This window comes from Arenibacterium sp. CAU 1754 (assembly GCF_054482635.1).
Genome location: NZ_JBTLRG010000001.1, coordinates 916,133 through 930,067 on the forward strand (window position 1 = coordinate 916,133; position 13,935 = coordinate 930,067).

Annotated in this window: 13 protein-coding genes and 1 tRNA gene; 5 read left to right on the forward strand and 9 right to left on the reverse strand. The window is 58.7% G+C overall.

Annotated elements, in window-relative coordinates; translation table 11 throughout:
* Positions 1-2: 2 nt before the first annotated feature.
* Positions 3-3,320: a transglutaminase family protein gene (locus ACXYMO_RS04460; RefSeq protein WP_458877451.1), complete on the reverse strand. Its 3,318-nt coding sequence runs from the start codon at positions 3,318-3,320 to the stop codon at positions 3-5.
* A 536-nt stretch (positions 3,321-3,856) separates the two neighbouring features.
* Here ACXYMO_RS04460 and ACXYMO_RS04465 point away from each other — a divergent pair.
* Positions 3,857-4,741: an NAD-dependent epimerase/dehydratase family protein gene (locus ACXYMO_RS04465; protein WP_458877452.1), complete on the forward strand. Its 885-nt coding sequence runs from the start codon at positions 3,857-3,859 to the stop codon at positions 4,739-4,741.
* Between the two features lie 206 nt (positions 4,742-4,947).
* On the opposite strand, the gene ACXYMO_RS04470 is transcribed toward ACXYMO_RS04465, so the two are convergent.
* Together ACXYMO_RS04470 and ACXYMO_RS04475 are read right to left on the reverse strand one after the other, a co-directional pair.
* A complete protein-coding gene (locus ACXYMO_RS04470) occupies positions 4,948-5,217 on the reverse strand; it encodes a DksA/TraR family C4-type zinc finger protein (protein ID WP_458877453.1) in 270 nt (89 codons plus the stop codon).
* A gap of 47 nt (positions 5,218-5,264) precedes the next feature.
* A complete protein-coding gene (locus ACXYMO_RS04475; RefSeq protein WP_458877454.1) occupies positions 5,265-6,233 on the reverse strand; it encodes a Gfo/Idh/MocA family protein in 969 nt (322 codons plus the stop codon).
* Between the two features lie 117 nt (positions 6,234-6,350).
* Between ACXYMO_RS04475 and ACXYMO_RS04480 the strand changes: the two genes are divergently transcribed.
* Positions 6,351-7,526, forward strand: coding sequence for a dipeptidase (locus ACXYMO_RS04480; protein WP_458877455.1), 1,176 nt, complete (start codon positions 6,351-6,353; stop codon positions 7,524-7,526).
* 141 nt (positions 7,527-7,667) lie between these two features.
* On the opposite strand, the gene ACXYMO_RS04485 is transcribed toward ACXYMO_RS04480, so the two are convergent.
* The 3 genes from ACXYMO_RS04485 to ACXYMO_RS04495 all read right to left on the reverse strand — a co-directional run bounded on the left by ACXYMO_RS04485 (position 7,668) and on the right by ACXYMO_RS04495 (position 10,746).
* Positions 7,668-8,432, reverse strand: a complete 765-nt coding sequence (locus tag ACXYMO_RS04485) for a hypothetical protein (RefSeq protein ID WP_458877456.1) — start codon at positions 8,430-8,432, stop codon at positions 7,668-7,670.
* Positions 8,433-8,658: 226 nt separating this feature from the next.
* Entirely contained in the window at positions 8,659-9,555 is an 897-nt protein-coding gene (gene rpoH / locus ACXYMO_RS04490; RefSeq protein WP_458877457.1) for an RNA polymerase sigma factor RpoH, read from the reverse strand.
* 156 nt (positions 9,556-9,711) lie between these two features.
* Positions 9,712-10,746 carry an RluA family pseudouridine synthase gene (locus tag ACXYMO_RS04495; RefSeq protein ID WP_458877458.1) on the reverse strand — a complete coding sequence of 345 codons (1,035 nt, stop codon included), beginning with the start codon at positions 10,744-10,746 and terminating at the stop codon, positions 9,712-9,714.
* A 399-nt stretch (positions 10,747-11,145) separates the two neighbouring features.
* On the opposite strand from ACXYMO_RS04495, the gene ACXYMO_RS04500 reads away from it, so the two are divergent.
* Together ACXYMO_RS04500 and ACXYMO_RS04505 are read left to right on the forward strand one after the other, a co-directional pair.
* Positions 11,146-11,688: a hypothetical protein gene (locus ACXYMO_RS04500; protein WP_458877459.1), complete on the forward strand. Its 543-nt coding sequence runs from the start codon at positions 11,146-11,148 to the stop codon at positions 11,686-11,688.
* Between the two features lie 107 nt (positions 11,689-11,795).
* Positions 11,796-12,101, forward strand: coding sequence for a DUF6476 family protein (locus tag ACXYMO_RS04505; RefSeq protein WP_458877460.1), 306 nt, complete (start codon positions 11,796-11,798; stop codon positions 12,099-12,101).
* A gap of 247 nt (positions 12,102-12,348) precedes the next feature.
* Here the strand turns inward: ACXYMO_RS04505 and ACXYMO_RS04510 are convergent.
* A tRNA-His gene (locus ACXYMO_RS04510) sits at positions 12,349-12,425 on the reverse strand.
* 212 nt (positions 12,426-12,637) lie between these two features.
* Between ACXYMO_RS04510 and ACXYMO_RS04515 the strand changes: the two genes are divergently transcribed.
* Positions 12,638-12,826: a DUF6324 family protein gene (locus tag ACXYMO_RS04515; RefSeq protein WP_458877461.1), complete on the forward strand. Its 189-nt coding sequence runs from the start codon at positions 12,638-12,640 to the stop codon at positions 12,824-12,826.
* Here the strand turns inward: ACXYMO_RS04515 and ACXYMO_RS04520 are convergent.
* Both ACXYMO_RS04520 and ACXYMO_RS04525 read right to left on the reverse strand, forming a co-directional pair.
* On the reverse strand, positions 12,816-13,265 hold the full coding sequence (locus ACXYMO_RS04520) for an MmcB family DNA repair protein (RefSeq protein ID WP_458877462.1): 450 nt from the start codon (positions 13,263-13,265) through the stop codon (positions 12,816-12,818). The genes ACXYMO_RS04515 and ACXYMO_RS04520 overlap by 11 nt on opposite strands.
* A 333-nt stretch (positions 13,266-13,598) precedes the next feature.
* Positions 13,599-13,910 carry a hypothetical protein gene (locus ACXYMO_RS04525; protein ID WP_458877463.1) on the reverse strand — a complete coding sequence of 104 codons (312 nt, stop codon included), beginning with the start codon at positions 13,908-13,910 and terminating at the stop codon, positions 13,599-13,601.
* Positions 13,911-13,935: the final 25 nt, after the last annotated feature.

Below are 13,935 nucleotides of genomic sequence, written 5' to 3' on the forward strand. Positions count from 1 at the left end.
TGCTACAAGCCCGCCCTGCGGCGCAAGTCCAGTGTCATCGGGAATTCGGGGTGTGGCCGCTCGGGCGTGGGCGGCACGCTTCCCGCACTGTGTCCCATTTTCTCAAACCTGCTCAATCGCCGCGCCTCTGCCTCGTTGCCGTTCACGGGAAAGGTATCAAAATTGCGCCCGCCGGGGTGCGCCACATGATAGCGGCACCCACCCAGCGACTTGCCCGTCCACGTGTCAAAGATATCAAATGTCAGCGGCGCGTCGACTTCAAGCACCGGATGCAGCGACATAGCCGGTTTCCAAGCTTTGTAGCGCACACCTCCAACCCGCGTCCCATTGGTCGCGGTGGGTGTCAGCGGGACGCAGCGCCGATTGGCTGTGACCGTATAGCGATCCGGATTGGCCCCCGTCAGTGTCACCTGAAGCCTCTCGGACGAGCTGTCGGTATAGCGTACAGTGCCACCGATTGCGCCAGTTTCCCCCATCACATGCCACGGCTCGAGCGCTTGGCGCAATTCCAGCGTTATGCCCTCATAGGTGACCTCTCCGCAGAAGGGAAAGCGGAACTCGGCCTGTGCCTTGAACCAGTCGGGATCAAATGCCATTCCGTGGGAGCGCAAGTCGGCGAGCACTTCGAGAAAGTCCTCCCAGATGAAGGCGGGCAGCATGAACCGGTCATGCAACGTCGTGCCCCAGCGTGTCAGATTACCACTGATCGGGGCCTCCCAACAGCGCGCGATGATCGCCCGCAGCAGCAATTGTTGCGCAAGGCTCATGCGCGGGTTTGGCGGCATCTCGAAACCGCGGAATTCCACAAGGCCCAGTCGCCCGGTCGGTCCATCGGGCGAGAACAACTTGTCGATGCAAATCTCGGTGCGGTGGGTGTTACCGGTCACATCAATCAGCGCGTTGCGCAGCAGACGGTCGGTCAGCCACGGTGGCGGGGGCGTGTCATCACCGGGCGGCCAGATCTGGTCCAACGCGATCTCAAGCTCGTAAAGACCGTCATGGCGCGCCTCGTCGATGCGCGGCGCTTGGGATGTCGGGCCGACAAAAGTGCCCGCAAACAGATAGGACAGGCTGGGATGGCGCTGCCAGAACAGGATCAGGCTTTTGAGCAGATCGGGGCGTCGCAGGAACGGGCTGTCCGCAGGTGTGGCCCCGCCCACAACCACGTGATTGCCGCCGCCCGTGCCGGTGTGTCGGCCATCCGTCATGAATTTGTCGGTGCCAAGACGGCATTGCCGCGCCTCTTCATAGACGGTTTGGGTCGTGTCGACACAGGCCCCCCAGCTGGCAGCCGGGTGGATGTTCACCTCGATCACGCCGGGATCCGGGGCGATGCGCATCACTTCGACGCGAGGGTCATGGGGTGGTGCATAGCCTTCGATCAGCACCTTGCGCCCGGTGGATGTGGCGGCGGCCTCGACGGCGGCGATCAGCTCAAGATAGTCTTCAAGCGTTTCCACGGGGGGCAAGAAGACGCACAGGCGCCCATCGCGCGGCTCGACCGAGATGGCCGTGCGCACCCGCCCACTGAGATCGCCAAGGATCTGTTCAACTTGTGCCTGCCCGGCACTGCCTTGGGTCCGTTGTGCGACCGGCTGTTCCGGTGCGACGTCCGGGGGTACGGGCGGGGACAAAGGCGCGCGTGGTTCGGTCGGGTCTTGCGGGGTAATGAAGAGAAGGTCGCTTTTGGGTACATGCGGCAACGTGCCAAGCGGTAGGCGGTAGCCGACAGGGCTGTCTCCGGCCACCAGAAACACCTTGCCCCGGCGCAAGTCCCAGACTTCGGACATCCACCGACTTGACGCACGCGCCTGCCAGCGTTGCACTGGCAACACATAGCCCGCCGGGGTCGTAAGGCCGCGCTCGAACACTCTGGCGATACGCGTGCGTTCTTCGGGATCTGCCAGTTTGGAGTTTTCGGGCGTCACATTGGCAGGCAGATTGCCTTCCTTGATGATCCATTCGGCGGGGTCTTCAAAGGCGGGCAAAACGTTCTGCGTCGGCACCTCAAGACGGGCCGCGATGGCCGTCAAAAGGGCTTGGGCGTCGTCCGGGCCGACATCTTCGTTTGTGTCTTCCTGTGCAAGCAGATCGGGATTGTTCCAGATGGGGTGACCGTCCTTGCGCCAGTACAGCGAGAATGTCCAGCGCGGCAGCGTCTCGCCCGGATACCACTTGCCTTGACCGTAATGCAGGAGCCCCCCGGTGGAAAACTTATCCTGCAAGCGGCGCAGCAGCTTGTCAGCCAGCCCGCGCTTGGTCGGGCCGACGGCATCCGAATTCCACTCGGCACTCTCGAAATCATCGATCGATACAAAGGTCGGCTCACCGCCCATGGTCAGGCGCACGTCAGCCGCCTCAAGGCGCTTGTCCACGGCATGGCCGAGGGTGTTCAGCGTCTCCCACGCCTCATCCGAAAAGGGTTTGGTGATGCGCGGATGTTCTGCCGTGCGCGTCACCTGCATGTCGAAGGCAAACTCAACATCGGCAACACTTGCCACGCCGGAAATCGGGGCCGCGTGGCGGTAATGCGGGGTGGCCGCCAGCGGTATATGGCTTTCACCCGCCAACAATCCGGATGTGGGATCAAGTCCGACCCAGCCCGCGCCGGGCAAATAAACCTCGACCCAAGCGTGCAGATCGGTGAAATCCTTGTCCGTCCCGGCAGGACCATCCAGTGCCACAAGATCTGGTTTGAGCTGGATCAGATAGCCTGAAACAAAACGCGCAGCGATCCCGAGGTTGCGCAGCACCTGCACCAGCAACCAGCTGGAATCGCGGCAAGACCCGGCAGCGCGTTCCAGGGTGGTTTCAGCGGTCTGAACCCCTGGCTCCATGCGGATTTCATACGTGATTTCTTTCGCCAGACGCATGTTCAACCCGACAAGGAAGTCAATCGTGACCATCGGTTCGCGCGACACGGATACAAGGAACGCCTCAAGCCGCGGCTTCACGGGATCGCGTTGCAAATAGATGCTCAGGTCCGGGGCGATGTCATCATCGTAGCGAAAGGGATAGTCCTTGGCGCTGTCTTCGACAAAGAAATCAAACGGGTTGTAGACAGACATGTCTGCGACCAGATCCACCTCGATCTTGAATTCGCGCACAGGTTCGGGAAACACGAACCGCGCCAGCCAGTTGCCGTAGGGATCTTGTTGATGGTTCACGAAATGGCCTGCGGGCGACACCGTAAGGCTGTGCGATATGACGCGCGTCCGCGAATGCGGGGCTGGGCGCAGGCGGATCGACTGCGGGCCCAAAGTGACCGGTCTGTCGTATTTGTAATGCGTCAGATGGTAGATGCTTGCGGTGATTGACATGAAGGCTCTCCTTGACAGTACAATGGACAAGGTGCTGCATCGCAGCAACGGCCAATTCGTTGGCGCACAGACCTTTTTGCACCAAACGGCGCGTTCTAGCCTGCCTCGCTGCGTTTCTAACCATCCATCGTGCAATTTGCAAAACAGCCACTAGATAGCGCATCCGGTTGCGGAACTGACAGAAATTCATCTGAAATGGCCTGACGATTTGTATGCTCCTGGATTTGCAGACCCTGGGCCCGTGAATTTTGGGACGAGGCGGCAAGGACAATGTCCCTGTGTTTGACTGGCCATAATCCAAAATCCGCGTCTCGACTTGGTGAATCACCGTGAATGGCAGGTATGCCCCCATCCTTCGTTGGGAGATCGTCCGTGCCTGCCTTCGTCGTTGCGCTGCATGCAAGGTCGGCCCTGATCCCAAAAGAACACCTAAACAAGCGTGACCGTCAATTTGTGGCCTTATCCTGCAATCTGTTGGTCGTTCATCATTAGGATTGATACGAAGGGCACCACGTTGCTGAATATCGGAGGGTATAATGCGGGTTTTCTTTACAGGCGGAAGCGGCAAGGCGGGCAAATGGGCCATTCGGCATTTGCAAGCCTGCGGCCATCGTGTGACGAATGTCGATCTGGTACCCTCAGGGCTGGACTGCTCTGAGCTATTGATCGACCTGTGCGACGCGGGCCAAGTGATTGGAGCCATGTCCCAGTTCACGGAAGGCGCAGAGCTGGACGAGGGCACGGGCGTTCCAACTTACGACGCCGTTGTGCATTTCGCTGCCATCCCGCGTGTCATGATCGGTACCGATGGGGAGTGTTTTCGGCAGAACACCGTGACCACCTACAACGTGATCGAGGCCGCAGTGAAACTCGGAATTCCGAAGGTCATTTTCGCGAGCTCCGAAACGACCTATGCCGTTTGCTTTGCCGATGGGGAACTCAAACCGCATTTCGTGCCAATTGATGAGACCCACCCGACGGTGCCGCATGACAGTTACGCAATGTCCAAGGTCTGCAACGAAATGACTGCCAAGTCTTTTCAGGCGCGGAGTGGTACGGACATCTATGGGTTGCGGATCAACAATGTTATCGAACCGGACGAGTATGCCAAGATGTTCCCGGCCTTCATGGAGAATCCGGCACTGCGTCGCCGCAACATATTCGCCTATATCGATGCGCGCGATCTAGGGCATATGGTGGATTGTTGCTTGAAGACTGGCGGTCTGGGCTATGAGGTGTTCAATGTCTCGAATGACGACATGTCAGTTGGAATCACTTCAGACAAGGTGATTGAGCGGTTTTATCAGGGTGTTGAGGTTCGAGGTGAGATGGGCGCGGACGAGACGTTCTATTCAAACAAGAAAGCCAAGGAGTTAGTCGGCTTCTTGCCCAAGCATTCCTGGCGAGATGTGTTGGGATGAGTGGCTTTGGGCTGTTTCGTGCGCACTCGTTTGATGTGATGCGGCGAATGACCGCTCCGGGAAAACTGACAGCTGTGCCGTATGCGCAGTTCAATGGCCGACTTAGGCCGCAAATGCTGCTGGCAAATTGCGGCATAAGCAACATGCTGCAACAGCGAAGCCGGTAGGTATGGGCTCAAACCGGTCGTTCCGCAGCAATCCCAGCCTCACTTCAACTGACTGTCCTTTGACCCCCGCCGGTTGATGCCGCCGCGGGCCTTGAAACTGCTGTCGCGGTCCTGTTGGCAGTCGATGCACAGCTTCACGCCCGGGATCGCCTTGCGTCTTGCCTCGGGGATCGGCTCCTCACAGTCGGCGCAATGGGTCAGGCTTTCGCCCGACGGGCCCTTGCGGGCCTTGAGGCGGGCCAGTTCATCCTGAACCGAGGCTTCGATCTGTTCGTTCACCGCGCCGTCGCGCGCCCATCCGCCTGCCATGGCATCCTCCGTTTGGTAGACGGATCATAACCCACCCAAGCATTTCGTCAAAGTCCGGTGGCCAGCGCAAACACCTGATCGATCGCCACCTGCGTTCCGCGCGAAAATTCCAGCGGACAGGCATAGGGCGCGCCGGTTTCAACGCTATGGCCAAAGGCCTCGACCTGGTGGACATAGTGATTGTCCGACGGAAACCGCTTGCTGCGCGTCTCAAGCCCGCCACGGTGCAATTCGACACGCGCCTGCCCAAAGACACCGGCATTGAAGGGCGTAACGAGGCGGATCAGCCCCTTTTCCCCGTGAAACACCATTTCCTGATGCGCGTGCATCCGGGTCGACACATAGCAGGAATATGTCGCTGCACCGATGTGCCCCGTGACCTCGGCGAAAACATCCACATCGTTTTCCATCCGCGTGCGGGCAGAACTCACCGACAGCTCGGCCCCCGTGACATAGCGGGCAGACCCGATGGTATAGACCCCGATATCGCGCAGCCCCCCGCCCCCGGTTTCGGGAAGGTTGCGGATATTCTGCGTATCGGTGCGATTGTCATAGCTGAACGCGCCGGTAACATGGACCAGCGTGCCAATGTGCCCCTCGTCGATCAGCTGTTTGGCCCAGTGCCATTGCGGGTGGTGCACGATCATGAACGCCTCGGCCGCCAAAAGGCCGGTCTGGTCGCGCAGGGCAATCAAATCATCAAATTCGCCCGCCTGCAGGGTCATCGGCTTTTCGCACAGCACGTGTTTGCCCGCCTCCAGCGTGCGGCGCGACCACTCAACATGCAGATGGTTGGGCAGCGGGATGTAAACCGCATCGACATCCGGATCAGCGAGGAGATCCTCGTATGTGGAATGCACCATCAGGTCGGAACAAAACTCCAAGAATGGCGCGGCCTTGTCCGTGTTCGATGTCGCCAGGGCGGTAAGGTTCGCGCCGCGCGCCCTGTGAATGGCCGGCCCCATGTGCTTCAGCGCGAAATTCGACGCCCCCAGAATTCCCCATCGCAGTGTCATGTCCGTTTCCTATTCTGATTGCTCGGTCCCACACTGGCGCATATAGCGTCGCGTCACCATTGCGTTTCTACCCAACACGCTTAGCCTGCCTTCAATCATTTCAGCGGGGAGGATGAGATGCGCAGATTAGTCAAATGGCTGGGCCGGCTCGTGATGCTGGTGCTCGTGGCAGTCGGGGCGTTCCTGTTCTTTGCGCCGGGATATGTCGAACGCGGGCGCAACAAAGTGATCGAACACGCCCCCTATCCTGTCAGCGCCGAGGCACAGGCCCTGCACGACAGCCTGACCGTTGGCGACTGGCATGCCGATAGCCTGTTGTGGAACAGGAACCTGGCCAAACGCGGCAGTTATGGCCAGGTCGATATTCCCCGCTTGGTCGAAGGCGGCGTGGCCCTTCAAGTCTTTACCGCCGTCACCAAAAGCCCGGCCGGGCAGAACTATGATCAGAACTCGGCCGAGACGACGGATAACATCACCTTGCTGGCGGTGGGGCAGTTGTGGCCGATGCGGACCTGGGACAGCCTGCTGGAACGGGCGCTCTATCAATCGGAAAGACTGCACAGGGTTGAACAGGCCATTCCCGACACGCTCAGGATCATCCGAACGCGCGCTGATCTGGAGGCCGTGTTGCAGGCGCGGGCCAATGGCCAGACGCTGGTTGGGGCCATTCTGGGCATCGAAGGGGCCCATCCCCTTGAGGGCGATCTGGGCAACCTCGACGCCATCGAAGCCGCCGGGCATCGCGTCATCGGATTGCAGCATTTTTTCGACAATGAACTGGGCGGGTCCCTTCACGGCGAGGGCAATCACGGCCTTACCGAATTCGGCCGCACCGTCGTGGCGCAGATCGAAAAGCGCGGCATGGTTCTGGACGTGGCCCATTCCAGCCCCCAGGTGGCCTGGGACGTTCTGGACATCACCGATATGCCCATCGTCGTAAGCCATACGGGCATTCACGCCCATTGCCCGGTGAAACGCAATTTTCCCGATGATCTGATGCAGGCGATTGCCGCCACCGGCGGGGTGATCGGCATGGGGTACTGGGCCGAAGTCGCCTGCGATGAGATCACACCGGCGGGTATCGCCAAGATGATCAAGGCCGCGATTGCCGAGGTGGGCGAGGATCACGTCTCGCTTGGGTCGGATTTCGACGGCTCGGTCGAGACGGGTTTTGATACGGCCGAACTGCCTGCGCTGACTCATGCCCTGCTTGAGTCTGGTCTCAGTGAGGTGCAGATCCGCAAGGTCATGGGGGAAAACATGCTGCGCGTTCTGCGTGAAAGGCTGAATTGACAAAATCACCGCACATCAACGGGCGACCGACAAAGCGGCGTGCATGCCTGACCGATCGGAATTAAACGGTGACGTTCTTTGAGTGAAGGTGCCACGCGCCCGAATTCTATAATCCGGGCTGGGTGGCCATCCACTGAAAGGTCAGTTTATGCGCTGAAAATTCCGGGTATCCGCACGCATATTGTAGAGTTTTCCAGCGTATTGCTGATAAAAAATGACATCCATCCAATCCTGTGGCCTGTACGCATCCGGATCAAAGGGCCGATCCACAATTGCACACAGCACGATCGACGCATCTTCGTATCCCGACAAGGTGCGCCAATGCGCAAATTCTGACCGGCATGTTGCGTCACCGTCGGCAAGAGGCGTTTCGTTGTCGGCGGGGAAAACCACGCCGATCATTCCATCGGGCGCATTTGGCAAGGATGCCTGGATACGGCAGAGCATTGGATTGATCAGGCTGAGACCGTCGCCCGTCGCGATAGTTTCGCGCCGGGGTTCAACGCAAGATTCCAAATCAACGCCGGATTTGATGGGCAGGTCGCCTGCGTTATACTTTTCATAAAATTTGCCCAATCTGTTGACCCTTGGCACGGGTGTGAAGCGGTTTTTGTCAAAGGCAAAGCTGTAGGGCACGAAGGTTTTGGGATCATCCCGGTCAGTAAATGTGAATGCAGTTCCGTGAAACGACAGGCGCCCGAACCGCACACTGCCGTCAAATGTGCGATGTCCCATCAAGATCTCCTCGTCCGAGGTGATCAGGGACAGGCCATCAAAAAGTGACGAAACCAGAATGGTCAGAGGACTTGGCCTGCCGTCATCCTGCGGGATGGACGCCATACCAATTGCATAAAGAAAGAGACAAATTCCAAAAATCCACATCAGTTTGAGCAATTTGTTCAACATGACACCACAACCAAAACGACCTGTCCGGTTTCAATCTGGTCAAAAAGTCAGGCGTTTTTGCGGCAAATCGAAAAGTCTGAGTTCAACGAAATAAAGCACATCGGTGTGAGTTTACCACGCTCTGAATTTCGCGGACTGCGCCAACGTGCAAACAATGAAGCTGGTCCGACAAAAAACCCCGCCTGACAAGCAGGCGGGGCTTCGAATTTGGACCGGTCCCATGCGGTTACGCGGTGGCCATCATTCCCTTTTCGCGGGCAAGATCGCGCATTTTCTTCTGCAGCTTTTCGAATGCCCGCACTTCGATCTGGCGGATACGTTCGCGGCTGACGCCGTACTCTCCGCTCAGGTCCTCAAGCGTGACGGTTTCCTCGGACAGGCGCCGTTGGGTCAGAATGTCCTTTTCGCGGTCATTCAGGACGTCCAGCGCCTGCGCCAGCAATTCCCGGCGCGCCTCAAGTTCGTCGCGGGCCTCGTAATCGCTGGCCTGGTCGGCATCTTCGTCTTCCAGCCAGTCCTGCCATTGCATGGTCCCCTCGCCTTCGGAGCCGACGGTCGCGTTTAGCGACGCATCGCCCCCCGACATGCGGCGGTTCATGCTGATTACCTCGGCCTCGGTCACGCCCAGATCGGTTGCGATCCGTTTGACGTTGTCCGGGTGCATGTCACCGTCTTCCAGCGCACCGATCTTGGCCTTGGCTTTGCGCAGGTTGAAGAACAGTTTCTTTTGCGCGCTCGTGGTGCCCAGTTTCACCAACGACCAGCTGCGCAGGATGTATTCCTGGATGCTGGCGCGGATCCACCACATTGCATAGGTCGCCAGACGGAACCCTTTTTCCGGGTCAAACCGTTTGACGGCCTGCATCAGGCCCACGTTCGCCTCGGAAATCACCTCGGCCTGCGGCAATCCATAGCCGCGATATCCCATGGCTATTTTCGCCGCGAGACGCAGGTGTGACGTGACCATCTTGTGCGCGGCTTCTGTATCTTGTTCCTCGACCCAGCGCTTGGCCAGCATGTATTCTTCTTCCGGCTCCAAAAGCGGGAATTTGCGAATTTCCTGCATGTACCGGTTCAGACCGCCTTCGGGCGTCGGTGCCGGCAGATTTGCATAGTTTGCCATGTATCTGTCCCCTCCCAATGTTTAAGGGCTTAACATGCATATGGGCACGTATTCTGCCCTTTTCAAGGGTGCTGCTGCAATATGAGATTTAATATTCGATTACGAAAGAGATGTTGTGGTGCATTCACGCGCATGTGCTGTTCATGACAGGATCGATTATTCCGCCGGTTTCGACAAAGTATCAATCAAATCAACCATATCCTGCGGCAAAGGGGCGCTGAAACGCATATTTTCTCGGCTTATCGGGTGCTCAAAGCCCAAAATCGCGGCATGCAGCGCCTGACGCGGAAAACTCCGAATGGCCTCGGTTGCCGCCCCGCTCAGCGCCCGCAGCGGCAATTTCCGCTTGCCCCCATAGACCGGGTCCCCGATCAGCCCATGGCCCGCGTGGGCCATGTGCACGCGGATCTGATGGGTGCGCCCAGTTTCCAGCCAGCATTCCACCATCGCAACAACGGGCGGCGTTCCGAACCGGTCGATCACGCGCACCCGCGTCACCGCATGGCGCCCGCCGTGAAACAGGACCGCCTGTTTCTGGCGATCGGTCTTGTGGCGGGCCAGTTGCGTGGTCAGGCGCAGGATATTGCCGGGTTCAAAACTGGTGCCCTTGATCCCGCGCAGACGGGGGTCATTGGCGTCGGGCACCCCGTAGCACAACGCACGATAGGACCGCTCGACCGTGTGCGCCTCGAACTGGGCGGCCAGGCCCTGATGGGCGGCATCCGTTTTGGCGACCACCAGCAGGCCGCTGGTATCCTTGTCGATGCGATGCACGATTCCGGGGCGTTTGACGCCCCCCACTCCGGACAGGTCGGCGCCGCAATGATGCAGCAGTGCATTGACCAATGTGCCTGACGGCGCGCCGGGGGCCGGGTGCACAACCATTCCGGCCGGTTTGTTCACAACGATCAGATCATCGTCCTCGAACACCACCTCAAGCGGTATCTCTTCGGGGCCAATGTGGCTCTCTTCCGGGGCATCGATCACGATTTTGACGGACGCGCCCTCGGCTACCCGCGCCTTGGCATCCGTGACCACGCCGCCATCAACCGAAACCGCACCCGTTTCGATTAGGCGAGCCAGACGGGTGCGCGACAAGGAGGCATCAAGAGGCACATCCCGCGCCAGCGCCTTGTCCAGGCGCGCGGGCGGGTTTTCCGCGATCGTGAATTCAACCTGACGGACGGGCATGACGGAACCTCAATGAAAAAACCGGCGCAACCAAGGTAAGGCGGCGGATGTGGCTTGCGGGCTTTTAGTGAGTGTCGCCCGGTTTGTCATCCGTTTCTCATCCCGGAGGCCTTAACTGGCCCTCGCCGGAACGCCGAGTCGGGACGGAATATGATCCGCCGAGCGCCAATTCAGGGAGATCGTGGAAAATGGCGAGCCCACCCTGAGTTGCCTCATTTTGGTCCAAAAACCACCAAAGGTTGTGGTTAATTTTTCTGGATACCGACACGAATCGCCTTTGTTTCAGGCGTCTCGCCAAGTTTACCAGTGCCCTGCATGTTAGTTGACCCAGTTAACCTGAGGATAACCATGAAAAAACGTGGCATGAACCGACCAATGTTTGACAAGCTTTCGCTTGCCATGATCCGACTGATCATCTCGTCCTACTTCATCGCAATCAGCCTTGGGCAGATCGATGGGCTCACACCGGGCTACATATTCCAGGGCTGGCTCGGCAACGATCTGGCCGAAATACTGGGGGTTTCGATCATGGCCGGAACCAGCCTGTTCATCTTTTTCGGCTTGTTCCTGCGGTTCTCCTGTCTCTATCTGGCACTGCTGGTTTTGTCGTCATCCGTGGCCGAAAACATCTTTGCCAAAGGCATGGCATCGCCAGAGGCCCTGTGGAGCGATGTGGTCATGGTGAGCGTTTTGCTGCTGCTTTATGGCGGCATGACACGCCAAGGCCTGTCCGATAGCGCCCTGTTGCGGTTGTTCCGCAAGAACCGCCGCATTCATCCGACCGAGCGGGTCGAACCGCGCCGCATACGAAACGCGACCACCCCAGCACGCCGGCTCAACGTGATCGAATATGCTTCGATCCGCGAAAATCTGAACGGACGGACCGAGCCGGAGCCGGAAGTGACCAATATATTTTCCGAAACCGAAGCCGCGGCGGGGTGAAACGCCCCGTCGCCGTCCCCGGCCGCGCTTGAACTGGCGCATCCTGCAAAAGCGCCGTATCAAGACGCGACTGCGGGTTTCCGCGATGGCAAATGAACCGGGCGGGCATGACCGATCCTTATGAACCAATCGAAGAACCGGCCAACCTGCGCTTTTTGCGCCGGTTGGTTACCGTTCTGACCTCCGTGATGATTTTGGGGCTTTTGGTTGTCGTCACCCTGCTTGTCATGCGTTTCTCGTCATCGGCACCTGTCGTTCCCGACTCCATCACCCTGCCTGACGGCGAAAAAGCCGACGCATTCACCATGACCGAGCGATGGTATGGCGTGGTCGTCAACAACGGGCGTCGGATATTGATCTTTGATCGCCGGACCGGGAAACAGATTCAGGACATCGTGGTGACCAGCCCCTGACTCCCAAAGGTGCTTCCGCGCAGTCTTTGTAGCACCGTGCAGGCGTCCCCAAACATCGGACCCCCGCGTCTTTCCTCAAATGTAAAACAAGTCACTCGTTACGCTTACGCGTCGTGTCACAAACTACACCTGACGCTATATAGAGTCAACTTAGGGGCGTTTGATTATCTGGGAAATCTCGGCAGCGTTGTATGGGCACTGCAAAACACAGCGACGCCGCCAATCGTTTCACTGCCAGAAGTGTGGGTGGTACCACCTCCCCGGCTCGAACGGGGGACCTCTTGATCCACAATCAAGCGCTCTAACCAACTGAGCTAAGGCGGCACTGGGGTGCGATTTAGACAACACACACTATGAATGCAAGGGGGTTAAATATCAATCCGGTCCTTTGTTTGGCCCGGGCAGGGAACCGGCCGTTGACGATTTCCGGGTCGAGACACGAACGCCCCCTGCCCGGTTGACACACCAAGCACAGAGCACGCTTGATTCTCGGGACGCCCCAAGCTAGCAGAAGTCTTCTTTGGCGGAGTACCGAAATGGGTATCAACAGCGAACGCGACATCGAGGCAAACATGCAGATCGGCCCGACCGACAAGGGCATGGTGCGGATATATATCGAGTCTCAGGGAATCGAAGTACCGATGGATTTCGACCCCGAGGAAGCCGAGGAAATCGCGGACGAAATTCGCGCCGCAGCCAAGGCAGCGCGCAGCGTCAAACGCTGAATCCGGGATCGCGCAGGGCCTGCAGGCGCCGCGCGGCGTGGGCTGCAAATTTCTGGATCATGACCTTTCGGCGGGGCGCGGCGAGTTTTTCCTCGGGCGCCATGCGGATGATTTCACCGTCATAGGAATCGGCGATGATCAACCCCGTTTCATGCGGCAACAGATCGGTCGGGAAATCCTGATCGACCGCCCAGAAATAGCGATCACACCATTCCAGATACCCCTGCCATTTGCAGTCGCTCTGAAAATCGGCGCGGCTGGATTTGCATTCGATCACCCAGATTTCACCCTTGGGCCCCAGCCCCATCACATCAACCCTGAGCCCCCGGGTCGGCACGAATTCCTCGACCGACACAAAGCCGTGACTGTGCAGCAGCCGGGTGACGCCGCGCGCCAGCAACTGGCCGGGGGCAAGGGATGTAAGGCTCAGATCGCTCATGCCTGAAAGCATGAACAATACGTGAACATTTTTCAAGACCTCTCTGTGAACGACACGTCCATTCGCCAAACATCGGGCGCTGTCATCACTCAGGAAATATATCGGAGGCGCATGGCGGCGTCGCCCTTGTGCCGGGGTCGGCATCGCCCTATGTCAGGGGGTGGCGGGTTCTGCCCTTCTTGTGCACGGTTGCATTCCGGTGGCCTTAAGCAAATCCGAGGGAGCTGGCTCTGTTCGGACCCTGGTCCGTTTACCTGGCGCCCACCTGTATATACAGGTCCTCGGGAATCAGAACCGCACGGTTGACTGGTGGTCCCGCCGCTTGAACCGCCCTTACAGGTGGTTCTGTTTTTTCTCGGCAGGAACAGGGATGGGGCGGAATTCGTGCACCAGCGGCGAGCCGCCGTGACGGTTGTCGTCCTCACGTTTCGCAAGGGACATGATCGCCCAGGCGAATTGCACGCCGGCAAAAACGATCCCATTCATGAACCACAGCATGAACAAGGCCAACAGCCCCGCATCGGACCCCACGATCAGCGACCGCAGGTTCTGAACGTCGAACCACAGCAGAATGCCAACGAATACGGCGGCAATGCCGAACCCGATAATCACGTTGCGGATATAAAGGCTGATCAGTTTTGGCATGACGGGTCTCCGGTCAGGTTGAGCG